The organism is Rhizobium sp. PL01 (assembly GCF_033447125.1).
Classification (GTDB): domain Bacteria; phylum Pseudomonadota; class Alphaproteobacteria; order Rhizobiales; family Rhizobiaceae; genus Pararhizobium.
Map to the genome: position 1 here is coordinate 23,032 of NZ_JAWQUM010000011.1, position 24,128 is coordinate 47,159.

The following is a 24,128-nucleotide window of genomic DNA, read 5'->3' on the forward strand; positions in this document are numbered from 1 at the left end:
AATTAAATTCTGGTCGTGAATTTAAATACCGGAAGCCGATCCCTTGCTCAAGCGTGAAAATGGAATGAACATTCGATTTTTCATGTCGTAAACCGAAATTTTCCATTTACAGACGGAAACTTCTCGATATTATGATCCATAATTTGGATTTAATAAAAGGGGAGTAAAGCATGTCCATCCGCAAAGCCGTCGCATTCAGTATCGCCGCCCTCGGGCTATCGGCCGCCTATCCGGCCGTCTCGCAGGCCGAAACCATCAACATCTTCTGCTCTTCCTCGGGCATCGAACTGCAATTGTGCAAGGAAGGCTCCGAGGCCTGGGGCAAGGAAAGCGGCAACGAGGTGAAGATCACCACCATGCCGGCAAACTGGGACGACGTCCTGTCGCTCTATCAGCAGCTCCTGTCAGCGCAGTCGACCGATGTGGACGTGATGATCCTCGATGGCGTCTGGGTCGGTCCGCTGAAAAGCCACCTTCTCGATCTGGCGGAAGCCATGCCTGCAGGCACCGTCGACAAGTATTTCCCGTCGGCAGTGGCCGCCGGTACGGTCGGCGGCAAATTCGTTGCCATGCCCTGGTACATGGATACCGGACTGCTGTTCTACCGCAAGGACCTGCTCGACAAGTACGGCGCCAAGGTTCCGGAAACCTGGGCCGATCTCACGACCACAGCGCAGCTTGTGCAGGATGGTGAGCGTAAAGCCGGCAACGAAAAGATGTGGGGTTATGTCTGGCAGGGCCGGGCCTATGAGGGCCTCGTCTGCAACGCCACAGAATGGTTTGCAAGCAGCGGTGCTGGCACCTTCATCGATGCGGAAGGCAAGATCACCATTGCTTCGCCCGAAGCCAAGGATATGCTGAAGACGGCAGCCGGTTGGATCGGCACTATCTCTCCGGAAGGCGTTCTAAACTATGACGAGGAAGGCTCGCGCGGCGTCTTCCAGAACGGTGATGCGGTGTTCATGCGCAACTGGGCCTACGCCTGGTCGCTGGCCAACGGCGCCGACAGCGCCATCAAGGACAAGGTCGGCGTGGCGCCGCTGCCGAAGGGCGCAAGCGGCCAGCATGTTGGCATCGACGGTGCCGCCTATCTCGGCGTGTCGAAATATTCGGCCCATCCGAAGGAAGCCGCAGCACTGGTTGCCTATCTCGCCGGTGAAAAGGAAGAAAAGCGCCGGGCTTTGGCCGGCTCTTACATTCCGAGTGTATCGTCGCTGTTTTCTGACGCGGATATCCTGAAGGCCATTCCGTTCCTGACAACCGCGAAAGCAGCTTTCGAGAACGTCGTAACCCGGCCGACCAGCGTTACCGGCAGCGATTACCCGCGCGTATCGACAGAAATTTCCAACAATCTCCACTCTGGCCTCGCCAACCCTTCGGCAGCCGATGCGGCTATCGACGATCTGGCCTCCAAGCTTGACGGGCTGAAGTCGCGCGGCGGCTGGTAACTCCCCTCGAAAACAAGGTTCGCACTGCCGGAGGGCGGTGCGAACCGCCTATCCCAAATGCAAGGTAACAAGACAATGACGATCAAAGTTGCGACAGCACCGGATTCCTGGGGCGTCTGGTATCCGAAAGACGAAAAGCAGGTCGGATGGGAACGCTATCTCGATGAAGTGCAGAAGGCCGGCTATGGCTACACCGAGCTTGGCCCCTGGGGTTACCTTCCGACAGATCCAGCAACGCTTTTGTCAGAACTTGGCCGCCGCGACATCAAGCTCTGCGGCACGGGCGTCGTGCATCCCCTGTCGCTTGCTGACTCCGCTGAAACCCTTGCCGCCCGCGTCGGGCCGATCTGCGGCTTACTGAAGGCTGCCGGTGCCGAATGGTTCGTGCTGATGGACGAATCTGAATCCTATGCAGCACCGGGTGATCGTTTGCTCGACGACAAGGCGTGGGGACAGATGATCGCCATTGTCAGCACGACCGCCAAGCATGTCGTCGAAGACTACGGGATGAAATTCGTCTTCCATCCGCATGTCGGCACCTGCATTGAAACCGAAGCCGAGATCGAACGGTTGCTGGCCGATACACGCCCGGACCATGTCGGGCTCTGCTTCGACCTTGGACACCATATTTATACCGGCGCCGATCCCCTCGCCTTCATGGCCCGGCATGCCGACCGCATTCCCTATTATCATTTCAAGAACATGGACGGCGCACTGCGCCAGCGCATCACCGACGAGAACATCTCGTTCATGGACGCGTTCCAGATGGGCGTCATGTGCGAACTGGACAAGGGCGCCATCGATTTCGCCGAGGTGGTGAAGTTCCTCGAAGCCCGCAACTATGATGGTTTCGCCGTAGTCGAGCAGGACATGTATCCCTGCCCGCCGGAAAAGCCCTATCCGATCGCCAAGCACAATCGTGACTACCTGAAGACGCTCGGCCTTTAAGGCCGAGCCGCATGGCCAGCGGTTGTGACTGCTGGCCGCACTCGATCCGACTGGAGAATTGACTTGCCCGCGCATTCCGCTGAAATCCTGAACACACCGGCCGATATCGGCGACGTGCTTGCCGTCGATATCCTGGCCGCTATTGCTGCCGCGCGCACCGATGGCAAACAATATTTGCTGGGCTGCCCGAGCGGACGATCGCCGAAGCCGGTCTATGATGCGATGGCGGACAAGGCCGCTGCCGGCAATTTCGACCTTTCCAATCTCGTTCTGGTGATGATGGACGAATATCTCGGCGGCGGCGAGGACGGTTTGGGCCTTTGCCCGCCCGAGGCGCATAACAGCTGCCGCCGGTTCGCCGAACACGATATTCGCCAGCGGCTGAACGCCGGTATCGAGCCCGCACATCAGGTGGCGAAGGAGCATGTCTGGTTTCCGGATGCGGAAAATCCCGGTGCTTATGATGACCGTATCAAGGCGGCAGGTGGTGTCGACCTGTTCATTCTCGCGTCCGGCGCGACAGATGGCCACGTCGCCTTCAACCCGCCGGGAAGCCCGGCCGATGGGCCAAGCTGCATCGTCAAACTCGCAGAAGAAACGCGCCGCGACAATCTCGGCACTTTCCCCGATTTTCCGTCGCTGGACGCGGTGCCGCATCACGGACTGACTGTCGGTCTCGGCACGATCGCCAATCTGTCCAAAGCCGTTGCCATGGTCATCCACGGTGCCCACAAGCAGGGTGCTGCCAATCGCCTGACGCAGAGCGATGGCTTCGATCCGGAATGGCCAGCCACCATCATTCATCACTGCAAGCGGGTTCGTATCCTGCTTGATACTGCGGCGGCGGCTGAGGCATGACAGGCGCCGGCAAAACACAACCGGCAGCGGCAGTGATGGAAAGCGGCGATTATCGCGTCGGCATCGATCTCGGTGGCACCAAGATTGCCGCCGGTCTGGTCGATATCCAGTCGGGCGCGATGACCCATTTCCGGCGGCGGCCAACACTCGTTTCCGAGGGCCCTGCGGCAATCATCCGCGATGTTGCGGAGATCGCTGCGGAGATCATCGCGCTCGCCAAGGCAGAGGGCCGGTTTCCCCTTTCGGTCGGAATTGCCGTGCCCGAACTGGTCGATCTCGAAGGCCGCGTCTGCAGTGACTGGAATTTCTCGATCGAGACCATCGGCGCGGATGTTGAAAAACTGCTTGGCATTCCCACGATGGCCGACAGCGATGTGCGCGCCGCCGCCCATGCCGAAGCCCGTTTCGGAACCGGCCGTTCTCATCAGAGTTTCGTCTACGTGTCGCTCGGCACAGGTATCAGCTATTCGCTCGTCATCAACGGCCGGCCATGGTCCGGCGCCAATGGTTTTGCCATTCACTTCGCCAGCTCCGAGCTTGCGCTTCCAAAGGAAGACGATACCGGGCTGACGATTGCCAATGCCGAGGATTTTGCGTCGGGCAAAGGCATGCAACGCTGCTTTGCCCGCCGTGCGGGGGAGCCTCTGGAGGACGGCGTGCGCACGCTCGAAGTTATGAGCAGCAAAGGTGATCCTCTCAGCACACGCATTCTCGATGAGGCTGCAGAAGTGACCGGGCGGTTGCTGGCGCAGATGATCAACATGATCGACCCCGAGGCGGTGGTTCTCGGCGGCGGGCTCGGCTGCTCGACCGGGCGCTATCGGGAAAAGCTAGAACAACACATGCGCGAGAACATCTGGGCGAAACACTGCCAATCGATTCCGCTCAAGCTTGCAGCACTTGGCGAAGGTGCAGGTGTCGTTGGCGCCGCTCTCGCAAAACCACCCGGCAATCGCCGGCAAACAATCAAGGTCGGGGCATGATGGCGCAGACGGCACCTCAATCCAGCTGGGTAAAACGTATCGAACCGTGGCTGCTACTGGCACCGATGCTGATCGTGCTGGCAACGGTCACCGCTTGGCCGCTCGCGCGCACAGCCTATCTCTCCTTCATGCACGCGTCGCTTGAAGCCGACGATCTGCCGCGTTTCATCGGTTTCGGCAATTACCTGGCACTGATGAAAGATGGTGACTGGTGGCATGCCGTGCGCAACACAGCATTCTTCGCCGTCATTTCGGTCACCCTCGAAACATTGGCCGGCGTCGCCATCGCTCTCCTAATCGACAGCCAGATCAAGGGACGCGGGGCGCTGCGTGCCGTCATGCTAATCCCATGGGCCATCCCGACCGTCGTGTCGGCGCAGATGTGGCAATGGATGCTGCATGACCAGTATGGTGTTGTGAACGCGCTTTTGATCAAGCTCGGCTTTATCAGCCATGGCATCGCCTGGACAGCCGGGGCCGGCACCGCGATGGCTGCAATCATCGCCGTCGATGTTTGGCAGACGACGCCCTTCATGGTTCTGCTCATCCTCGCTGGCCTGCAGATAATACCACGCGACCTTTATGAAGCGGCCAAGGTTGATGGCGCACCGAGCTGGGCACAGTTCTTTTACATTACCCTGCCGCTGCTCTGGCCGACGCTTGCCGTTGCGATCCTCTTCCGCCTGCTGGATGCCGTTCGCATGTTCGACCTCGCCTATGTTCTCAGTTCGAAGAGCCGTGAGACCGCGACGATCTCGATCTATGCCCGTCAACAATTGGTCGACTTCCAGGATGTCGGCTACGGCTCGGCGGTGGCGATGCTGGTCTTCCTGATGATTTCTCTGGTCGCTGCCGTCTACGTGCAGGTGACCAAGATCAGACTGATCGGAGAGTGAACATGCCGATGAAACGCCTTGCCAAAACCATCGCGCTGACCCTGCTCAAGATCGTCGTGGTGTTCTACACGATCTTCCCGTTCTACTGGGCGATCGTCTCGTCGTTCAAATCCGGCTCAGCGCTGTTCTCCGTCGATTTCTTTCCGCCTATCGACCTCACCAACTACCGCGACCTGCTCTCCAACGGCAATTTCCTGCGCAATATCCTGAACTCGGCGATTGTCGCGGTCAGCGTCGTGACGCTGTCGCTGATCTTCGCCATCACGTCGGCCTATGCGCTTGGAAAAATGAAGTTCCGCGGCCGTGGCATTGTACTAGCCGGCATTCTCGGCGCCTCGATGTTTCCGCAGATCGTCGTGCTTTCCGGCCTGTTCGGCACCATCCGCTGGCTCGGGCTCTATAACAGCCTCGGCAGCCTTGTCCTGTCCTACATGATCTTCAGCCTGCCCTTCACGGTCTGGGTGATGACCAGTTTCATCCGGCAGATCCCCAGCGAGCTCGAAGATGCTGCGCGCATGGACGGCTGCACCACCTGGGCGATGATCTGGCAGATCTACTTTCCGCTTCTGGCTCCGGCATTGGCCAGTACCGGCCTTCTTGCGTTCATCGCCTCATGGAATGAATTCCTCTTCGCCCTTACCTTCACACTCAGCGATACGGTCCGCACAGTTCCGGTCGGACTGGCGCTGATTTCCGGCTCGAGCCGATTTGAGTTGCCGTTCGGCACAATCATGGCGGCCTCCGTCATCGTCACCGTACCGTTGATCCTGCTCGTGCTGATCTTCCAGCGCCGCATCGTCTCCGGCCTTACTGCAGGCGCCGTCAAATGATGACCTTTGCTACCAAAGAAAGAAACACCGATGGCTGACCTCTCCCTATCCAATGTGCGCAAAGCCTTCGGTGCCTTCACGGTGCTGCACGGGATCGACCTCAAGATCGAGGATGGCGAGTTCGTCGTCTTCGTTGGCCCCTCCGGCTGCGGCAAGTCCACCCTGCTGCGCGCCATCGCCGGTCTTGAAGACATCAGTGGCGGCGATATCCGCATCGGCGGCGAACTCGTCAATCATGTGCCGCCGGCCGAACGCCAGATTGCGATGGTGTTCCAGTCCTATGCCCTCTACCCGCATATGGATGTTTACACCAACATGGCCTTTGGCCTGAAATTCGCAAAGATCCCCAAGGACGAGATCGACCGGCGCGTCCGCAAGGCGGCCTCCATCCTGAAGCTCGACGCAGTTCTCGACCGCAAGCCGGGTGCCCTTTCGGGAGGCCAGCGCCAGCGTGTCGCTATCGGCCGCGCCATCGTGCGCCAGCCCAAAGTCTTCCTGTTCGACGAGCCGTTATCGAACCTTGACGCAGCACTGCGCGTGAACACCCGTATCGAGATCGCCAAATTGCATCGCGAGCTCGGCGCGACGATGATCTACGTGACGCACGACCAGGTCGAAGCGATGACCTTGGCCGATAAGATCGTCGTGCTCAATGCGGGCCGCATCGAACAGATCGGCACGCCGCTCGACCTCTATCACGCTCCGGCCAATCTGTTTGTTGCCGGTTTCATCGGCTCTCCTGCGATGAACCTGATGGAGGCACAGGTCAACGCTCTTAAGGACGGTAATCTGCAGCTTTCTGTCGGTGAGCAGCAGGTTAGCCTGCCTTACTCAGGGGCCGCTGTCACCCCCGGCGCAACGGTTACCATGGGTATCCGGCCGGAACACTGGATCCCGGGTGACGGCCCATCTGTTAAGATCGAGGGCACTGTTGACCTCGTCGAACATCTCGGCGAAACCAGCATTGTCTATCTGCGACTCACCGACGGGCAAATGATCACGGTCCGCTATCCAGGTGATATTTTCTGCACGGCCGGCGACCGCTTCGTGGCTGACGCCCCGGTCGCCGCGGTTCATCTTTTCGACACAGCCGGACAGGCCATGCTCGGGCGGCGCTCAGGCCCAGCCTACGGCATCCTCGGCCAGGAATTCCGGGCACGCTGAATGGAAACGGAATGACCGATACGCCAAAGACACGAGCGACCAAGCTAACCAAGCTCGCCGAAGGGCGGCAAAGGCTGCCCGATGTCACCGGCACCAATCTTGAGCATTCCCGTATTTTCAACCGGCGGCTCATCTTCGAGGCGCTGCATCAGTCCGGACCGCTGAGCCGGATCGACATCGCCAAGCGTGTCGGGCTGACGCCGCAAACGGTATCCGGAATCACGAGGGAGTTGCTGGACCAGCAGTTCATCATCGAGACCGGGCGCTCGCAGGGGCAGCGCGGCCAGCCGCAGATCTATCTCGGCGCCAACCCCGTCGCCGGCTTCTCGATCGGCATCCATCTCGACCGCAACCGCGTCGTCCTGGTCGTGTGCAATCTGCTGCTGGCAGTCATCGGCCGCAAAACCTGGACGGGCGATACGCGCGAGCCCGAATCGACGTTGAAGCACATTGCCAGCCTGACCGAGAGCCTGATCGCCGAAGCATCAGTCCCGCGTGAAAAGATCTGGAGCATTGGTCTGGTGCTGCCGACGCTCGACGACGATATCTACGATTTTGCCACTAAGCAGCCCGGATGGGATGCCTGGGCCAACGTTCCGGTGGCGCAGCGCCTGAAAGATCTTTGTAAGCTGACGGTGCTTGTCGAGAATGACGCGACAGCGGCGGCTATCGGCGAGCATTTCGCTCGTAGCGACAAGGACAAGCGCAATTTCGCGCATCTCTATATTGGCTACGGCGTCGGTGCAGGTATGATCGTCGATGGTATGCCCATGAAAGGCGCGTGGGGCAACGCTGGCGAACTGGGGCTGCTACCGTTTCAGCCGAAACGCATGCGCGACAATGGCGAACCGCCGATCATCGATGCCGTGCTTTCACTCAACGGGATTGCGACAGCACTCGAATGGGGCATCGAGGATGCCGACGCTGCTGTCGCCGACCTGTCGATTCTTGCCGATATTTACGCCCGCCGAGAAACCCAACTTTCGACGTGGATGGAAGAGGCCGGGCTTTGCCTGCGCTTCCTTACTGCCATCCTCGAAAGCACGATCGACCCCGAATTCATCACCGTCGGCGGCTCGTTGCCGCCATCGATCATCGCGGCACTTGTCGAGCGCGCCTATCCGCTGCACCGGTCGCTCAGCGAGCGCAAGGACCGCCGCTGGCCCCGGCTGGTCGTCGGCCAGCTGACCGATGACGCGCCGGTCATCGGTGCGGCCAGTCTGCCGATTTTCGTGAATACCAATCCGAATTTCCGGCACCTTTATATACGCCAACTTGGCGACGACCGGCGTCCCTTTGATCGGCCGCAGGGTGTCGTTTTCGGCTGAGACGTGGTCCGGATTGCATGGATCGATCGGTTAGAATGCCGGGCGGCTTTTGTGAAGCCGGCGGTTCCTTTGGCTTCGATTTCATGATTCAACATGGCAGGAGGACTGGCCTTGTCTCGCGCCTATTTATCGGACCTTCGCCAACGGATTGTTGATGCGATAACGCAGGGGAGCATGAGGATTTGTGTGGCATTCATGCTGCCGCCCGCTTGTCGGCGGAAACCTGATTGTCGTTTGCCATCCCCGGATACCATTTCTCGAATGTCGATCGCAACGAGCTGTCGAGGGTCTGTGTTCGGGTCTACAACAGCAGATGCGCCCCAGTCTTGCTCCATTGCATCTCCTGCTTTTTAGCGAGGCGCTTGCTGACGACGGCGTTGACGGTGGCCTCGACGACAGCGGAGGATATCCGCTCTCCGGAACGGTAGCGCTCGCCGTAATTGATCAAGCTGGTGTTGTGGGCAGCGATGTAGGACTGAAATTCGCCGATCGTCGTCAGGAGTTTCCGCATGTTCGGGCAGTCAGTGTCTACGCACTCGGCGTCGCAGTACAGGTTGCTAATCTCCTCGCGCGCCCGGTGCTTGTTGCCATGCCAGAGATACCATTTGATCCTTTTGAGAGCGTCCACCATGTCCAAGCCTGCCTTTTCATCGCGGTTTTCCAGCCCCTGTGCGAACTGGCGAAGCACAGTGATCCGCATGGTGATGTGGAACCAGTCGAGCACATGTTGGCTGGCAAGAGCAATCATTTCGGCGAGCGAACGGACCTCTTCACCGGGCGATGTCACGTTATTTTTGACTTAACGGATCGAGCGTAATCGGCGGGTATGAGTACCCGTGCTGTCAGCTGCAAGAACCACCGTTTTCCGCCACAGATCATCGCTCGGGCGGTTTGGCTGTATTTCCGCTTTCCGCTGAGCTTGCGATTGGTCGAGGAGATGCTGCTGGAGCGCGGCATCGTTGTTTCCTATGAAACGATCCGCAGATGGGGCCGGAAGTTCGGCCCCGGCTATGCCCGGCAATTACGCAGCAAGAAACCGTCGCATCATGATATCTGGCATCTGGACGAGGTCGTGATTTCCATCGGCGGCCGAAAACATTGGCTTTGGCACGCCGTTGATCAGGACGGATATGTTCTTGATGAGATCGTCCAGACCCGCCGCGACACCAAGGCCGCCAAGCGGTTGCTTGTCCGACTTCTCAAGAAACAGAGGTCTGCACCCAAGCGGATCATCACCGATAAACTGCGATCATACGGCGCGGCAAAACGCCAGACCATGCCGCAGGTCGAGCATCGATCCCATAAGGGATTGAGCAACCGTGCAAGGCTCTCATGTTCCACTACAAAAACGCGAGCGAATGATGCAAGGCTTCCGATCGGCGGGCAGCCTGCAGCGCTTCACCAATATCTTCTCGGCATTCAGAAATATGTTCGTCCCACCACGTTCCAAACACTCGGCAGTCGCCACCCACATCCACCGTCTAAAGACCATGGCGGAATGGAAAGCCGTGACTGGAATGCTGGCCGGAATTCCCAGCCCGCAACCCTATGCCGACGGTTTCAAACAACGTGACATCGCCATTATATATTGTGCTTCGCGCATTATTTCCTACCCGGCGCAACTACGCAACCAGGTCCTCTCGAAGGATCAAAAAGACGCGCAGACGCGGACGCAGAAATACGAACAATCGCTCCGTCAGCCGTTCACGTCGGGTCTGTGGGGAAAATGCCAAGTGGCAAAAATCCGTGGCTCAAAGGCCTCGGGAGCAAGATCGGCTTGAGGTAGATGCGCGACGCATCGAACCCGGGAGACCCGTTTTGCCAAAGAGGCGTACTACTCGAATAGTACCCATACTACGCCTCCTCTGCTTTAAATTGCCAGAAATGCCAAAACACATGAGGGTCGTTGATCAGCAAGTACACAATTTCGACTTGTAGACATATCGAGGGGTTAGTTGCGGCAATGCAACACTTACCCGGATGCGGCTCACTCCCCTTAGTCGCCCCTCCGCAAGAGCCGGAAGAACACCAGCTTCCGGCTGTCCAAGCCTTGGACTTTGAGCATCACCACTGTTGAGTGGATGGAACTCCTAAAAGAGAAAATGCAAGCGACGAAAGCGCCACCACAAAAGCGAAGGCGAGAAAGACCTTAAGAAGGCCAGAGATTTCCCCCGATGATGAGCGTTCCTGATCGGCCTCTTGAAGGGTTCCCCCCTGAAACATATGCAACCCCTCTACCGTGTCAGCGCTTCCGCCAGGCTAATAGCGAAACGAAGTATCAATTGGACTAATTCACACTTATTGAGAGTGGTCGCGTGACACATGCGTGACACGTGCGATTTGAGGTATAGCCTGGCTTGTGATGGTCGACCCGCAGGGCTGCTCCGACAGTTGGCAACTTCGTCCAAGACGTGGACCTCGTCCTCCACGACGTGGCGACTACGATTGCGACTTTACTTGCGCAATGTCAGCAGGGCTCGTTTGCCAAGCTCATATGAACGCATTTGAATGCGACCGGACACTACCTGAAGTCCGGCGGTTACCGCCCACGCCTTGAACCAATCCGAACCTGCGGCGTAAAAGTCCTCGCCTCTTTGATGCCGAGACAGTTTAAGCGTCTCGATTGAAAACTTTACAGGTTTGGGTTCGCAGAGCATTAAACTGTATTGTTCACCCAGTCTTCATTCCCGTGGCGAACTCGTATTACGAAAATGGCCTCGTTGTCTTCAATTCGATAGACGACCTGAGCTTTGAATGGATGGATTCTGACCGGCGGATAGATCTCATCCCGTTCGCGCGCGATGCGTGGATTGGTGGCGATCACATCGAGTATGGCGAAAAGTTCATCATGGTATCGCTTTGCTTGCCCTGAACCGAACAGGCGGACACCTTGCTCGGCAATTGCAATGATGTCTTCTTCCGCTTCTCCAGAAAGGCTAAACCTCATGACCTACTGGCACGAGACACAGCAACCGCAAAGAGTTCGTCCTTCGACCGAAGGCCAACACCACTTTTGAGACCGTCGTCGACGAAGCTCTGCGTGATGGCGATCTTATCGTTGCGTATTTGGTCACGACGGATCAGGTCTCTCACATAGTCGCTGGCGTTGGAATATCGCCCGGTCTTAGCCTGGGCCTCAACCCAGTCTTTCATTGGATCTGGAAGCGATACATTCATCGTGGCCATCTGAAATCTCTATCTGAGGGCCATAATAATTAATTTTGGCAAAGTTTGTCAAAATCTCGGTACGCCTTGCGCGGATATGGACATTGGGCTTGCAGTCTCGGCAATTGGCCAGTCTAAGCCGTTGAAATCCAGCCTTTCTACCGTAAGCATGTTTATGGAATAAACATCCCCCGCGGGAAAGGGCAACATCGCATGAAACGACCGAGTTGCGCTTGCGTCAGCAGAAAAACATCGCACGTGGAAGGATCCTCCCGAGACGAGCGAAACAAAATCGCCAAGAATCGCCCGGTTTAACGGATCTGGTTTGAGGCTAGGCTATCGATAATTCGTCCATCACGCCGGGAAGTTCCCGCAAGACGAACTCACGGAACGCCTTTGCGATGGGTGACGGCGAGATATCCCGTCGTTCGACCAAACCAACAGACCGCCTCAGTTTCGCGTCGAGGAGATCGATGACCGTGACGCCCTCGGGCGGGCCAAGCATGGTGAGCGAAGGCAGTATGGTCACACCAAGTCCCGCCTTTACCAACGCCATCAGCGAGGTAACGTTGTAGACCGTGATCAAAGATCGCTCCGCAAGCGCCTTGTACTCCTCCGCTTCTATCCGGTCCGAGGCGCCGTTGCGGATCAGGTTCGATTGGCTGAGGTCGCTCCAAGTTAGCGGGCTTTTCAGACTGCAGAGTTCGCTGCCGGCGCTGCAGAGAAGTTTGAAACGGTCGCTGAACAGCGGAGTAAACTCAACGGCACCGCCGGTACGGCTTTCACCCGCAAAGCCGATATCGGCCGTTCCCGCTTCCACCATGCGGCGTACCTGGACGCTATCGATGTCGAATAACTCCACTTCCACCTGCGGCCGTGTCGAGAGAAACCTCTGCAAGATCGGCGGCAGGACATTGGCGGCCACGGAGGGAACTGAGGCAATGGACAAGCTTCCGACACGGCTATGCGCAAAGGCCCGCATGATCCCCACCGATTTGTCAAAGCTCTTGATTTGCTGAAGGCCAAGCTGCAGCATGAGATTGCCAAGCGCAGTTAAGCTGTTTTTGCGATCCGTCTGGAACAGCGGGCCGCCGATTTCCTCCTCCAGCTGTTTCAGTGTCATGGAAACGGCCGAAGCAGTCCGGCCGACGGCATCAGCGGCATCCTTGATGTTGCCGCTTTCGGCAACGGTCACAAAAACGCGCAGTGCTTCCAATTTGATCATCTCTATTACCTTCAATTTTTCTGAAATTAGTAACAGAAATATCTGCTTGATTGAAGCGATGTATTGCTGGATTTTCGCCCGGTAACACGGAGAGTGACAATGGCAACGACCTACGGCAACCTGATCGGCGGCACTTGGCGGAAAAGCGGAACGCCGGTTGAAAACAGGAATCCTTCCGACCTGACCGATCTGATCGGCTTGTACGCACAGGCCGATGCCGCTGACGTCGATGAAGCGGTGGCAGCGGGACGAGCAGCGATGCCGAGATGGCGCGCGACGGGCCTTGAACAGCGCCAGACAATCCTGATGCAGATCGGCAATGAACTGATGGAGCGCTCCGCCGAGCTCGGCGAATTGTTGTCGCGCGAAGAGGGAAAGCCGTTGGCGGAAGGCCGCGGAGAAATCTATCGCGCCGGGCAGTTCTTTACGTATTACGCAGCGGAAACGCTGCGCCAACTCGGCGAGAATGCGGATTCCGTCCGGCCCGGTATCGAGATCGACATGCGCCGCGAGCCGATGGGCGTGGTTGCGGTGATCTCCCCCTGGAATTTCCCGACGGCAACGGCAAGTTGGAAGATCGCTCCTGCGCTGGCCTATGGAAACGCGGTGATCTGGAAGCCGGCAAACGAGACCCCGGCATCGGCCTGGATGCTGGCTGATATCATCCATCGCGCTGGAATACCGGAAGGAACATTCCAGCTGCTGATGGGCTCAGGCGTTGTCGTCGGCAACCGGCTTTCTGGACATCGAGGCGTTGATGCCGTCACCTTCACCGGCTCCTATGAAGTCGGTTGCCAGGTGCCGTCTCAGCCGCCAAAAACCTGACGAAGTTCCAATTGGAACTCGGCTCAAAAAACGCCCTCCTGGTCATGGACGATGCCGACATTGATCTCGCCGTCGCTGCCGCGGTGAGCGGTGGCTATTCCGGCACCGGGCAGAAATGCACTGCATCCTCGCGGCTCGTCGTGCACCAGGCTGTCCATGATGTCTTCGTCGACAAGCTGACCTCCGCGATTGCCGCCCTCAAGGTCGGGCATGCGCTTGAAAACGGTACGCAAATCGGACCGGTGGTCAGCGCTCGCCAGTTGGCCGCCAACCTTTCTTGGGTCGAGCGGGCGCTGGCGGCCGGTGCCCATCGGGCTGTTGGCGGCGAGCGGTTGCAGCTTGCCCATGACGGCTTTTACATGGCTCCAGCCTTGCTGACGGAAACGAGCAATGCCATGGATTTCAATCGTGAGGAAATGTTTGCGCCGATTGCAGCCGTACAGCGCGTAGCTTCCTACGAGGAAGGACTTTCCATGGTCAACGACACCGACTACGGGCTGGTCGCCGGGATCTTCACCCGTTCGCTCGGCCGCGCCACGCATTTCCGGCGCAATGTCGAAACCGGCTGCGTCACCGTCAATCTTCCGACGGCGGGAACCGATTATCACGTGCCGTTTGGCGGCCGAAAAAATTCAAGTTTTGGCTCACGCGAGCAGGGACGTGCTGCGGCAGAATTCTACACGCAGGTCAAAACCGCCTATATTCGGGCCGGGGAGCCGGAGTAAGCCATGAACGTTCATTCTGCCAGCCCGCTGATCGATTGCCTGCAATATGCCAACTGGAGCCGCGACGTCTTTTCCCAGATGCGGCAGGGCGGCGTACACGCTGTGCACGCGACGATCGCGTACCACGAGACATTCCGGGAAATGGTCGCCAACATCGCCTCCTGGAACCGTCTTTTCGAGCTCCATCCAGAGTTCGTCTTTCCAGGGCGCACCGGTGACGATATCGAACAGGCGATGCGGGAAAAGCGAACGGCCATCTTCTTTGGCCTGCAGAATCCGTCGCCTATAGAAGACGATATCGGCCTGATCGAGGTTTGCCATACGCTCGGCGTCCGATTCATGCAGCTCAGCTATAACAACCAGTCGCTGCTGGCGACCGGTTGTTATGAAGCGGAGGATCCCGGCATCACCCGTTTCGGCCGCCAGGTCATCGCCGAGATGAACCGCGTCGGCATGGTGGTCGACATGAGCCACTCAGCGGAACGCTCAACGCTGGAAGCGATCGAAATCTCCAACCGGCCGATCGCGATCACCCATGCCAATCCGCACTGGTGGTTTAAGGCCCTGCGTAACAAGTCGGACACGGTTTTGAAGGCGCTGACGCAATCAGGCGGTATGCTTGGCCTATCGCTCTATCCGCACCATCTGAAGGGTGGCTCCGCCTGCACGCTCACGGATTTCTGCGCAATGGTTGCGGAGACGGCAGCGCGCTACGGCGTCAAGAATATCGGCATCGGGAGTGATCTCTGCCAGGATCAACCGGATTCGGTCGTATCCTGGATGCGCAACGGCCGCTGGTCGAAAACAACGGACTACGGCGAAGGCTCGGCTTCGGCGGCCGGTTTTCCAGCGCAGCCAGAGTGGTTCAAGACCAATTCCGATCTCGTCAATCTGCCTTCGGGCCTACGTGCTGCCGGCTTCTCGCCAGAAGAGGTTGGCGACATCATGGGCGGTAACTGGCTGCGGTTCTATCACGCGTCGTTTGGACCGATGAAATGACACAGGAGACCGCAAGTCTGGTGGAAGGGCCGGCCCTGGCACTGCGTTCGCCTGATATGGTCATGCGGCTGAAGCGAATGGGTGCGTCCTTCCCCACACGGCTGAGTTTCCTGCGCAGCCTGATCCGCCGTCTTGCCAGCGATGGCGCGGTCGTGCGCAAAACGGTCTGGAATATCGATCACCAAGGCTACGGCGACGCCGTCTACACCGTCCATCTTGGCTGTCATGATTATAGTCTGGTGGCATTCTCCTGCCCGCTACCGGACGATCAGCGTTCAGACCGCGTCATCGCCGAGGCCTGGGATACCAGCTACGTGCTCTATGATGGCATCCCCGGCCGGGCCGACATCGAGCGGTTGCGGCAGAATGCACCGCTACAGGAAGCCGGCCGCTTCGGCCCGCATGATCTGGTTCTCAGCCGCGCCAACAAATCCGTGCGCTTCTTCGAGCACGTGGTAGACAGCCTGAGCAAAGGAAAGCAGCCGGATCGTCAACGCCTCAGCGAGGTCGGTTATCTCGTACGCACGACGGCTGTCTATGGCAACGGCAAGTTCGGCATTGCGGACCGGGCGCTCATCGAGAAACGAGAGGGCTTTGGTGGTCCCTTCCAGGCGGAAATGCTAACGGTGTGGCTGATCCGCGAGTTCTCACACGATCTTGCCGAACATGCTGCCAAGGTTCGGGCGCCGGAAACCTCCGTGCAGCTTGCGCCGGAGCTCAAGCGCCATCTCGGCGTTGGAAACTCTACCGGGCTTGGCATGGCGCCATTCCTCGCCAACCATCCCGTGCTTCTCAACAACTGGATCATGGCGCGGGAAACCGCCACCGCCCGAATCCGCGCCTCGGCTTCGCTGAATCAGGCGGACGTCGAGCGCATCGCGGCCTTGTGGTTGCAGGCAAAACGGCATCTCGCGCAGTGGACCGTGGAAGACGCGCTCCTGACGGGCCGGATTGAGCGCCTGCGCCGGGAATGGGAAGAGGTGGGACGGATGATCGCCCCCTCCCACCTGCTGGCCGAGCCCATATCTGCTTCGAGGCTACTTACCTATTCCGAAGAGAAATCCCTGGATTTTCAGGAATTGTTGGCCGCGCTGCTGATCGAGATGGCTGGCGCTGAAAATGACGACCTTGCCGAGACCATGGCAACGGCTCGCGAGGGGCATCTGCAGGTGGCGATGAAACTGTCCACGCTGGAGGAGTTGATCCACACGCACTACCGCTGGGCCTTGGATTTCGCGTTTTCCGATCCCACCGAGACTGCGCAATTCTGGTATGTTTCCGAGGAAAAGCTTGAACCCCGGCTGGGCGAGCGTATGCGGGAAGCTGGCGCCGACCTCGAACTGCCGCTCGACATTGCGCGGCAGGTGCAACAGCTCCTGCGTGACATCAAGGCGGTGTCTCCAGCACTTTCCGTCGCCGCCTTCCTGGCACTCTATCCGGTTCATCGTCACGCCATGCGCCGGGTGCAGGCAGCCGCGAACGCGCCCTATGCCGAGATCCGCGACAATCTGCTTTCGGCCACCTGCCTGCCGATCGACATGCTGCGATGCAAGCTCGCCTTCTTCGGTGCCTCGAAATTCGATCCGCGATCGGATCGATGGACGCGCATCACCTTGTTTCAAGGGGCGCCCACCGCGAATGAAATTGCTGCGGGCGAAACCGACAATTGCTGGCTTCCGGTGCTGACATGATGCAGATTTCGCTTTCCTTCAACGAAGTCCAATCCAGCGCTCGCAAGGCGGCCGCCGGCGCGGGTCTGGCCTATGGCGTCGCCGAAGACATCGGCATTGCCGCCGCCTGGCTTTCCGCACGCGGTATCGACGGCATTGCCGCAACCATCCGGGCAGTGGAAACCGTTTCTCCCGATCGCCGCAAGGACATCGCGCCGGCGTCCGCAACGCGAGTAGCGATCGAGGGACTGGCTGCTATCGATACCCTCTGTGCTGGGAAAACGGGTGATAGCATCGTCCTTGACCGCGTCGATGCGCCTGCTCTGCTCGCTGGACTTGCGGGCGTCGCTGCGGCAAATCTCGGGCTTGCCATTCAGCTGACATTTCCAAACGGTCAAAATCTGCTGCTGCCGCACGCCAGGGACATCGCGGCCGCACTCGACGGTGCCTTGGAAATTGACATCTCCCTGATGTGTCTGGGTGAAATCGGAAACAATCCAGCAGATCAGAGCCTTCCGGCAAGACCGCACGCCTGCGACGAAATTGCCTATCGAAAGGCCATGCGACTAGCGGCCCGCACCCATGTGCCGGCTTCGGAAGCGTCCCGCAATCGGGGTGCCGGCACCTCAAAAACTGACAACGACTGAGGATCCCATCATGACAGAATTGACGATGACGCTTTCAGCGGTCGAAGACCTATGCCTGAAAACGCTCGTGGCAGCCGGCGCAAGCATGGACAATGCGCGATCCGTTGCCCGCTCCACCATGCTTGCAGAACGTGACGGCATCCGCAGCCATGGTTTGCTCTATGTGCCGATCTATGCCGACCACCTGCGGTGCGGCAAGGTGGATGGGAAGGCCGTGCCCGCTGTCAATCGCCCACGGCCAGGTGCTGTCACTGTCGATGCCGCCACCGGCTTTGCCCATCCGGCCATCGACCAGGGCTGGCCGGTCTTGATCGATGCCGCGCGAACGAACGGCATCGCCGCTATGACGGTCTTCAACTCCTATAATTGCGGTGTGCTCGGCCACCATGCCGAGCGAATCGCCGAAGCCGGGCTGCTTGGTCTTTGCACAACCCACGCACCTGCGTCGATTGCACCTCCAAATGGCCGATCACCGGTCATCGGAACCAACCCATTCGCCCTTGGCGTTCCAGACGGCGCAGGCGGGGCGGCGATCATCCTCGATCAATCCGCGAGCGTCATTGCAAAATCTGAAATTCTACTGCGGTCGAGGGAAGGCCGGCAGATCGAACCCGGTTGGGCGATCAATCCACAGGGAAAGCCAACGCTCGACGCGGCCGAGGCGTTGAAGGGGTCGATGTTGCCGGCCGGCGGTCACAAGGGCTTCGGCGCCGGTCTTCTCGTCGAGATTCTCGCATCCTGTCTTTCCGGCGCGGTGTTAAGCAAGGACGCTAGCCCGTTTTCCGGGACAGCGGGCGGGCCGCCCAAAACCGGACAATGCTTTATCGCATTCGACCCGGCGGCCTTCTCCTCGGGCTTCTCGCAACAGATCGAAACCCTCGTTGCCGCGATTGCCGAACAGGAAGGCGCAAGGCTACCCGGAACGGGCCGCCGGCATGCGCGAGCCATAACCGAAATCGAGGGCATTCGGGTGGACGGCGCGTTGATCGGACGTATTGAGGCCTTCATTCGCTAAAGTTTTTCTGAAATCCGGATCAGTTATTTCGGTTTGATAAAAGTCATCGGTTTCGACATCCTGTTTGAAAGGTGCTGGTGGAACTGCCGCATCGAAAAATTCAAAAAAGCAAAGAGGGAACTGACATGAAGTTGAAAACGTCGATTCTGGCGGGAGCTTTTCTCTCCTGCGCCGTTCTGGCCGGCGGTACTACCGCCGCACAGGCAACCGAATGCGGCACTGCCGATCCTATTACGATTGCCGAGATGACCTGGCTCTCGGCGGGCACCCTCGCCTACGTCACCAAGACCATCCTGGCAGACGGTTACGGCTGCAACGTCCAGATCGTTCCCGGCGATACGGTGCCCACAGCCACCTCGATGCTGACCAAGGGTGAACCCGACATCGCCCCCGAACTTTGGGTTTCGACGGTCAAGTCCACCTGGGACGACATGCTGGCCAAAGGTACGGTCTACAAGGCAGGCGATATCTTTGGCGATGGCGGCCAGGAAGGCTGGTGGATCCCCGACTATCTCGCAGCGGAACATCCGGAAATCCGCTCAGTCAGTGACCTCAAGGCCAACTGGAAAGTCTTCGAGGATGCATCTAACCCTGGCAAGGGGCGCTTCTTCGCCTGCCCTCCGGGCTGGGGTTGCGAGATCATCACCAATAACCTGGTGAAGGCGCTCGGGCTTGAGGAAACGTTCGAAATCTATCCGACTGGCTCCGGTGCAAATCTCAAGGCGACGATTGCCCGTCAGGTCTCCCGTAAGAAGCCGTTCGTTGGCTGGTATTGGGGGCCGACCGAAGTCATCGGCAAGTACAAGCTGAAGACGCTGGAGATGCCCGCATTCGACCAGGCCAAATTCACCTGCTTGACGGACATCAAATGCGAAAAACCAGAAGTGACCGGCTGGGCCGTCGGCGAAGTTGCGGTTGCCGCAACCAAGAGCCTGAAGGACAAGGCACCGGAGGTGGCTGAATTCCTCTCGAAGATGCAGGTTCCGAACGCCGACATCAGCAACGTGCTTGCCTGGGGTGACGACAACAAGGCGTCTCCGGAAGAGGTTGCGCAGCACTTCCTCGAAAACTATGAGCCGATCTGGACGAAATGGGTTCCGGCCGATGTCGCCGAAAAACTGAAGGCATCGTTCTAAACGCCAGCAATCGCGATTGGCGCGGCCGTCCTTGATGGACAGGCCGCGTCTCACAAGGGCGGATCGGTCGCCAACTTTCGAAAGGGTGCCATCGTGACGGACAATTTTCCCGAAATCTTCGATACGCGCGGTCTTCGCTTCGCCATCGACGATGGCTTTAACTGGATCGTGGCAAACTACGGCGACCTGCTGGAAAAGATTCTCATGCCCCTGCTCAAGTTGCTGAGCACACTCGAGGCCTTCTTGCAGTGGTTGCCCTGGTACGTCACAATTGCTCTGGTCGCGGCCCTCACTTACTCCGCGGCACGTGATCTGAAAGCGACCATCAGTGCCGCCATCATGCTGCTGGCCATCGGCTGTCTCGGCCTGTGGAATGACGCCATGTCGACTGTTGCTCTGATGCTTGCAGCAACTGTCGTCGCTGTCGTGATCGGCATCCCGCTCGGTATCTGCATGGCAAGTTCGGACCGGCTCCGGGCTATGATGCTGCCGCTTCTCGACATCATGCAGACGCTACCGATTTTCGTCTACCTCATCCCTTTCGTCATGCTGTTCGGACCTGGAAAAATCCCGGCCATCCTTGCAACCGTGTTCTTTGCCATACCGCCGGTCATCCGCTTGACGGATCTCGGCATCCGGCAGGTGGATGGTGAAGTGGTTGAAGCGATCGTCGCCTTTGGTGCGACGCCGCGCCAAAAACTGCTGAAGGTGCAGATCCCGCTCGCCTTGCCAACCATCATGGCTGGAATCAACCAGACGACGATGATGGCACTCTCGATGGTGGTCATCGCCTCGATGATCGGCGCCGGCGGACTTGGCTATCAGGTTCTCCAAGGCATCCAGAGGTTGGAGGTGAGCCGTGGCCTGCTGGCCGGCACCGGAATCGTTTTCCTCGCCGTGATCTTCGATCGTATCGCCCAGTCCTATGGACGGCGCGCCCAGAAACATCTTGCTGCCGGGGAGTAAAGCAGTGATCTCAGCGGACACTAAAATTCAGGTCGACAACGTCTTCAAGATCTACGGAGGCAACGCTGGCAAGGCCATGTCGCTTGTCCAGGCTGGTGCGGGAAAGTCAGAAGTCCTGGAAAAGACCGGTTGTGTGGTCGGGCTCAGCAACATCGATTTCAAGATCGAAACCGGCGAGACCTTCGTCATCATGGGTTTGTCCGGCTCGGGGAAATCCACTCTGATCCGCCACTTCAACCGTCTGATCGAACCGACCGCTGGCAGCATTCGCGTTGATGGCGAGAACATCCTGGAGATGACCGCCGCCCAGCTGCTCGCCTTTCGCCGCAAGGGGATTTCGATGGTCTTTCAGCGTTTCGGGCTGCTGCCTCACCAGACCGTTTTGGAAAACGTCATCTGCGGACTGACCTTGCAAGGCGTGGACCGGCGTGAAGCACTGCGGCGCGGCATGGAACAGATTGAGCAGGTCGGACTGAAAGGGTTCGAGAACAGATTCCCGAAACAGCTTTCCGGCGGCATGCAGCAGCGTGTAGGGCTTGCGCGAGCGCTGGCGACCGAGGCTGATATTCTCCTGATGGACGAAGCCTTCAGCGCGCTCGATCCTCTGATCAAGAGCGACATGCAGGAGCAGTTGAAGGATATCCAGGCACGGCTGAAGAAAACCATCGTTTTCATCACCCACGATCTTGACGAAGCGCTTCATCTTGGCGACCGCATTGCCATTCTGAAGGACGGAGAGCTGCGGCAGGTCGGCACCGGCGCAGACGTACTGTTCAGGCCTGCGGACGATTATGTCGAGCGTTTCGTGCGCAAGGTCGATATTTCTCGCGCAGTCCATACACATGGTGCGTTCACGACGGTTCCTGTTTTGCGGTCAATCGAAGCGACGGAGGAACGATGCGCCGCCTTGTTGCTGGATGCGCCTGGGTTGATCGTCGTTGATGGCGACGGCGGCCAGCGCGTTGTCACTGCCGCCTCGCTCGGGAAACCCATCCGGACAGTCTCAGTCGAAGCGGATACGTTGATTGGCCAGAGTTTTCCGCATCTGCAGGCGAATGACGCCATCATCGTCACGCGTGGCGGCCTGGCGGTCGGCATCCTATCTCGCGAAATGGTATTCCGGACGCTTGCTCGTTCGGCGCGCGCAGCCTGAGCCTTCGCCAATTCCCGCCACCAATGAGACCGATACCGATGAAGAGCTATGTGCTGACTGTTTCCTGCAAATCCACCCGCGGCATTGTTGCGGCGATCACCGGTTATCTGGCGGACGAGGGGTGTTATATCACCGACAGCTCGCAGTTCGACGACATGGAGACCGGTCTGTTCTTCATGCGGCTGACGTTCATCAGCCAGGAAGGGGCCTCGCTCGACAAGCTGACGGCCGGTTTCGAGCCGGTCAAGACCCGCTTCGGCATGGTCGCCGATATCCTCGATTCAGAGCACCGCATGAAGGTGCTCTTGATGGTGTCGCGCTTTGGCCATTGCCTCAACGACCTGCTCTACCGCTGGAAGATCGGCGCGCTGCCGATCGAGATCGTCGGCGTCGTTTCCAACCATTTCGAATACCAGAAGGTGGTCGTCAATCACGACATCCCGTTCCACCATATCCCGGTGACCAAGGCCAACAAGCCTCAAGCCGAAGCCCGGATCATGGACGTGGTCGAGCAGACCGGCACCGAGCTGATCGTGCTGGCCCGCTACATGCAGATCCTGTCGGACCAGATGTGCCAGAAAATGTCGGGCAAGATCATCAACATCCACCACTCGTTCCTGCCATCGTTCAAGGGTGCCAACCCGTACAAGCAGGCCTATGAGCGTGGGGTGAAGCTGATCGGTGCAACGGCGCATTATGTCACCGCCGATCTCGACGAAGGCCCGATCATCGAGCAGGACATTGCCCGCATCACTCACGCGCAGTCGGCCGAGGATTATGTCTCGATCGGCCGCGATGTCGAAAGCCAGGTGCTGGCGCGGGCCGTACATGCCCATATCCACCACCGCACCTTCATCAACGGCAATCGCACCCTGGTGTTTCCGGCAAGTCCGGGAAGCTATGCCTCCAAGCGCATGGGCTGACGATGGAATGCGCTGACTAATATATTAATCAGCCGCGTTATCATCGCATTACACGACAGAACCCAGGCGCCTTGAAGAGATCTGAGCCGAAGACGCCGTTTTTTATTCGCTGTGTCACAGATTATCTGGGCAAGACACGAAATTAGCCTTGCGGAACGACTGATTTGAGGAGGGTTGCTCGCGAAAGCGGACGTATCGTGCCGCTGTCGTACTTGGGCGTCACCGCATTACTCCGTGCGGGTTTTGCATTCTACACTCAAGCTTGGCTTGGTTGTCAGTCCACGAATTTGCAAGCCGTTCTTGAACTTCCATGACGAACCGAGAGGGATTGCGCTTACCGTACAGGAGGTGAAATGTTTGGCCAGAACGCGTCAAGGCACTTGTTTCTGTGAGCGGATACCTGATCGGCAGCCAGCAAGCGAGCAAAATGCCATTGCCGCCAAAGGCCGAGCTACAGTGGTGGTACCAATACTATTTCGCGACGGAGCGGGGTCGAAATGGCTATGCTGCGAACCGCAAAGACTTCGCAAAACTCATCTGGCAAATCGCGTCTCCGGGCTGGCACTTCGACGACACAACATTCAACCGGACCACAGCGTCCCTGGAAAATCCAGACCACGTCGATATCGTCATACACAACTATCGCTGGCGGCTGGGCCTCGCGGAAGGTGAAACGAAATATGACGATCTGGAAATGCGGCTCGCGCTAGCGCCTCTAATCAACGTCCCGACGATAACCCTTGAAGGCGATGCAAATGGAGCCCCCCATCCGGAAGCCCGCGTCTATGCTAAGAAATTTTCCAATAGGTATGCGCACAGGGTCACCACAGGTGGTATCGGCCACAATTTACCTCAGGAGGCACCCGATGCCTTCGCTCAGGCGGTTGTTGATGTCATTGATTATTGATAGGACTGATCCGCTCCGATAGTCCCGACGCTCGGCAAATCTCCAGCGGCCCACATTCCGTTCGATCAACGGTAAAGCCTCCAGTGACCGATGACTACTTTTGGCAAAGTAGATGACAATCGTGAGCAAGAGGGAAATCGGACTGGACATTTCAAAGAGCGCCAACGACATAAAGCATCGTGCTGCGTACACTGACCAAAGAAGATGGTATCGACATTCTGACCAGCCACTGCAGCGCGGACCGATACCGCGATGTTACAGACATCACGCGAGGCAGAAGCGGTCACCACACATGTGAATGGGGACGTGAGGGGAAT

At 58.4% G+C, this 24,128-nt stretch carries 19 protein-coding genes and 4 pseudogenes; 19 read left to right on the plus strand and 4 right to left on the minus strand.

Annotation, left to right across the window (positions count from 1 at the left end; all coding sequences use genetic code 11):
- The first annotated feature begins 170 nt into the window (after window positions 1-170).
- The 8 genes from R6X40_RS23505 (at window position 171) to R6X40_RS23540 (ending at window position 8,455) form a co-directional block, all read left to right on the plus strand.
- Entirely contained in the window at window positions 171-1,448 is a 1,278-nt protein-coding gene (locus R6X40_RS23505; RefSeq protein ID WP_318416554.1) for an ABC transporter substrate-binding protein, read from the plus strand.
- A gap of 75 nt (window positions 1,449-1,523) precedes the next feature.
- Window positions 1,524-2,396: a sugar phosphate isomerase/epimerase gene (locus tag R6X40_RS23510; RefSeq protein ID WP_318416556.1), complete on the plus strand. Its 873-nt coding sequence runs from the start codon at window positions 1,524-1,526 to the stop codon at window positions 2,394-2,396.
- Between the two features lie 63 nt (window positions 2,397-2,459).
- Window positions 2,460-3,254 carry a 6-phosphogluconolactonase gene (locus R6X40_RS23515; RefSeq protein WP_318416557.1) on the plus strand — a complete coding sequence of 265 codons (795 nt, stop codon included), beginning with the start codon at window positions 2,460-2,462 and terminating at the stop codon, window positions 3,252-3,254.
- Window positions 3,251-4,237, plus strand: coding sequence for an ROK family protein (locus tag R6X40_RS23520; protein WP_318416559.1), 987 nt, complete (start codon window positions 3,251-3,253; stop codon window positions 4,235-4,237). Before R6X40_RS23515 ends, R6X40_RS23520 begins: the two co-directional genes overlap by 4 nt.
- A complete protein-coding gene (locus R6X40_RS23525; RefSeq protein ID WP_318416561.1) occupies window positions 4,234-5,133 on the plus strand; it encodes a sugar ABC transporter permease in 900 nt (299 codons plus the stop codon). Before R6X40_RS23520 ends, R6X40_RS23525 begins: the two co-directional genes overlap by 4 nt.
- Window positions 5,134-5,141: 8 nt before the next feature.
- Entirely contained in the window at window positions 5,142-5,963 is an 822-nt protein-coding gene (locus R6X40_RS23530) for a carbohydrate ABC transporter permease (RefSeq protein WP_412178453.1), read from the plus strand.
- Between the two features lie 30 nt (window positions 5,964-5,993).
- Complete coding sequence (locus tag R6X40_RS23535) at window positions 5,994-7,127, plus strand: sn-glycerol-3-phosphate ABC transporter ATP-binding protein UgpC (RefSeq protein ID WP_318416564.1); 1,134 nt, start codon at window positions 5,994-5,996, stop codon at window positions 7,125-7,127.
- Window positions 7,128-7,138: 11 nt separating this feature from the next.
- Window positions 7,139-8,455 (plus strand): ROK family transcriptional regulator, encoded by a 1,317-nt coding sequence (locus tag R6X40_RS23540; RefSeq protein WP_318416566.1) that lies wholly within the window; start codon window positions 7,139-7,141, stop codon window positions 8,453-8,455.
- A 193-nt stretch (window positions 8,456-8,648) separates the two neighbouring features.
- On the opposite strand, the pseudogene R6X40_RS23545 reads toward R6X40_RS23540, so the two are convergent.
- Window positions 8,649-9,242: pseudogene (locus R6X40_RS23545) on the minus strand (ISKra4 family transposase); the annotation flags it as partial.
- Between the two features lie 39 nt (window positions 9,243-9,281).
- On the opposite strand from R6X40_RS23545, the pseudogene R6X40_RS23550 reads away from it, so the two are divergent.
- Window positions 9,282-9,981, plus strand: a pseudogene (locus R6X40_RS23550) (IS6 family transposase); the annotation flags it as partial.
- Window positions 9,982-11,111: 1,130 nt separating this feature from the next.
- Here the strand turns inward: R6X40_RS23550 and R6X40_RS23555 are convergent.
- The 3 genes from R6X40_RS23555 to R6X40_RS23565 form a co-directional block, all read right to left on the minus strand.
- The gene (locus R6X40_RS23555) at window positions 11,112-11,402 is read right to left on the minus strand and encodes a type II toxin-antitoxin system RelE/ParE family toxin (protein WP_318416567.1); all 291 of its coding nucleotides are present in this window, start codon (window positions 11,400-11,402) and stop codon (window positions 11,112-11,114) included.
- Window positions 11,399-11,641 (minus strand): type II toxin-antitoxin system ParD family antitoxin, encoded by a 243-nt coding sequence (locus R6X40_RS23560; RefSeq protein ID WP_318416570.1) that lies wholly within the window; start codon window positions 11,639-11,641, stop codon window positions 11,399-11,401. The genes R6X40_RS23555 and R6X40_RS23560 overlap by 4 nt, the downstream gene beginning before the upstream one ends.
- A 310-nt stretch (window positions 11,642-11,951) precedes the next feature.
- Window positions 11,952-12,845 (minus strand): LysR family transcriptional regulator, encoded by an 894-nt coding sequence (locus R6X40_RS23565; RefSeq protein WP_318416573.1) that lies wholly within the window; start codon window positions 12,843-12,845, stop codon window positions 11,952-11,954.
- A gap of 99 nt (window positions 12,846-12,944) precedes the next feature.
- Here R6X40_RS23565 and R6X40_RS23570 point away from each other — a divergent pair.
- The 10 genes and pseudogenes from R6X40_RS23570 to R6X40_RS23615 form a co-directional block, all read left to right on the plus strand.
- Window positions 12,945-14,395, plus strand: a pseudogene (locus R6X40_RS23570) (aldehyde dehydrogenase family protein).
- Between the two features lie 3 nt (window positions 14,396-14,398).
- Entirely contained in the window at window positions 14,399-15,394 is a 996-nt protein-coding gene (locus tag R6X40_RS23575) for a membrane dipeptidase (RefSeq protein WP_318416576.1), read from the plus strand.
- On the plus strand, window positions 15,391-17,085 hold the full coding sequence (locus tag R6X40_RS23580; protein WP_318416578.1) for a hypothetical protein: 1,695 nt from the start codon (window positions 15,391-15,393) through the stop codon (window positions 17,083-17,085). Before R6X40_RS23575 ends, R6X40_RS23580 begins: the two co-directional genes overlap by 4 nt.
- Complete coding sequence (locus tag R6X40_RS23585) at window positions 17,082-17,711, plus strand: DUF3726 domain-containing protein (RefSeq protein WP_318416580.1); 630 nt, start codon at window positions 17,082-17,084, stop codon at window positions 17,709-17,711. The genes R6X40_RS23580 and R6X40_RS23585 overlap by 4 nt, the downstream gene beginning before the upstream one ends.
- A gap of 10 nt (window positions 17,712-17,721) precedes the next feature.
- Window positions 17,722-18,726, plus strand: a complete 1,005-nt coding sequence (locus R6X40_RS23590; protein ID WP_318416581.1) for an Ldh family oxidoreductase — start codon at window positions 17,722-17,724, stop codon at window positions 18,724-18,726.
- A gap of 125 nt (window positions 18,727-18,851) precedes the next feature.
- On the plus strand, window positions 18,852-19,862 hold the full coding sequence (locus R6X40_RS23595; RefSeq protein WP_318416582.1) for an ABC transporter substrate-binding protein: 1,011 nt from the start codon (window positions 18,852-18,854) through the stop codon (window positions 19,860-19,862).
- Between the two features lie 93 nt (window positions 19,863-19,955).
- The gene (locus tag R6X40_RS23600; protein ID WP_412178447.1) at window positions 19,956-20,828 is read left to right on the plus strand and encodes an ABC transporter permease; all 873 of its coding nucleotides are present in this window, start codon (window positions 19,956-19,958) and stop codon (window positions 20,826-20,828) included.
- A 4-nt stretch (window positions 20,829-20,832) separates the two neighbouring features.
- Window positions 20,833-21,981: a betaine/proline/choline family ABC transporter ATP-binding protein gene (locus tag R6X40_RS23605; protein WP_318416584.1), complete on the plus strand. Its 1,149-nt coding sequence runs from the start codon at window positions 20,833-20,835 to the stop codon at window positions 21,979-21,981.
- A gap of 38 nt (window positions 21,982-22,019) precedes the next feature.
- Window positions 22,020-22,904: a formyltetrahydrofolate deformylase gene (gene purU, locus R6X40_RS23610; protein ID WP_318416586.1), complete on the plus strand. Its 885-nt coding sequence runs from the start codon at window positions 22,020-22,022 to the stop codon at window positions 22,902-22,904.
- Between the two features lie 355 nt (window positions 22,905-23,259).
- Window positions 23,260-23,811, plus strand: a pseudogene (locus R6X40_RS23615) (alpha/beta fold hydrolase); the annotation flags it as partial.
- Between the last annotated feature and the right edge of the window lie 317 nt (window positions 23,812-24,128).

What these genes read in the sequence shown, in the direction of transcription:
- R6X40_RS23555 (WP_318416567.1), bottom strand. Translation starts at nt 11,402, where the DNA reads ATGAGGTTTAGCCTTTCTGGAGAAGCGGAAGAAGACATCATTGCAATT.
- R6X40_RS23505 (WP_318416554.1), top strand. Translation starts at nt 171, where the DNA reads ATGTCCATCCGCAAAGCCGTCGCATTCAGTATCGCCGCCCTCGGGCTA.
- purU (WP_318416586.1), top strand. Translation starts at nt 22,020, where the DNA reads ATGAAGAGCTATGTGCTGACTGTTTCCTGCAAATCCACCCGCGGCATT.
- R6X40_RS23560 (WP_318416570.1), bottom strand. Translation starts at nt 11,641, where the DNA reads ATGGCCACGATGAATGTATCGCTTCCAGATCCAATGAAAGACTGGGTT.
- R6X40_RS23580 (WP_318416578.1), top strand. Translation starts at nt 15,391, where the DNA reads ATGACACAGGAGACCGCAAGTCTGGTGGAAGGGCCGGCCCTGGCACTG.
- R6X40_RS23525 (WP_318416561.1), top strand. Translation starts at nt 4,234, where the DNA reads ATGATGGCGCAGACGGCACCTCAATCCAGCTGGGTAAAACGTATCGAA.
- R6X40_RS23585 (WP_318416580.1), top strand. Translation starts at nt 17,082, where the DNA reads ATGATGCAGATTTCGCTTTCCTTCAACGAAGTCCAATCCAGCGCTCGC.
- R6X40_RS23565 (WP_318416573.1), bottom strand. Translation starts at nt 12,845, where the DNA reads ATGATCAAATTGGAAGCACTGCGCGTTTTTGTGACCGTTGCCGAAAGC.
- R6X40_RS23530 (WP_412178453.1), top strand. Translation starts at nt 5,142, where the DNA reads ATGAAACGCCTTGCCAAAACCATCGCGCTGACCCTGCTCAAGATCGTC.
- R6X40_RS23520 (WP_318416559.1), top strand. Translation starts at nt 3,251, where the DNA reads ATGACAGGCGCCGGCAAAACACAACCGGCAGCGGCAGTGATGGAAAGC.
- R6X40_RS23510 (WP_318416556.1), top strand. Translation starts at nt 1,524, where the DNA reads ATGACGATCAAAGTTGCGACAGCACCGGATTCCTGGGGCGTCTGGTAT.
- R6X40_RS23535 (WP_318416564.1), top strand. Translation starts at nt 5,994, where the DNA reads ATGGCTGACCTCTCCCTATCCAATGTGCGCAAAGCCTTCGGTGCCTTC.
- R6X40_RS23575 (WP_318416576.1), top strand. Translation starts at nt 14,399, where the DNA reads ATGAACGTTCATTCTGCCAGCCCGCTGATCGATTGCCTGCAATATGCC.
- R6X40_RS23595 (WP_318416582.1), top strand. Translation starts at nt 18,852, where the DNA reads ATGAAGTTGAAAACGTCGATTCTGGCGGGAGCTTTTCTCTCCTGCGCC.
- R6X40_RS23540 (WP_318416566.1), top strand. Translation starts at nt 7,139, where the DNA reads ATGACCGATACGCCAAAGACACGAGCGACCAAGCTAACCAAGCTCGCC.
- R6X40_RS23590 (WP_318416581.1), top strand. Translation starts at nt 17,722, where the DNA reads ATGACAGAATTGACGATGACGCTTTCAGCGGTCGAAGACCTATGCCTG.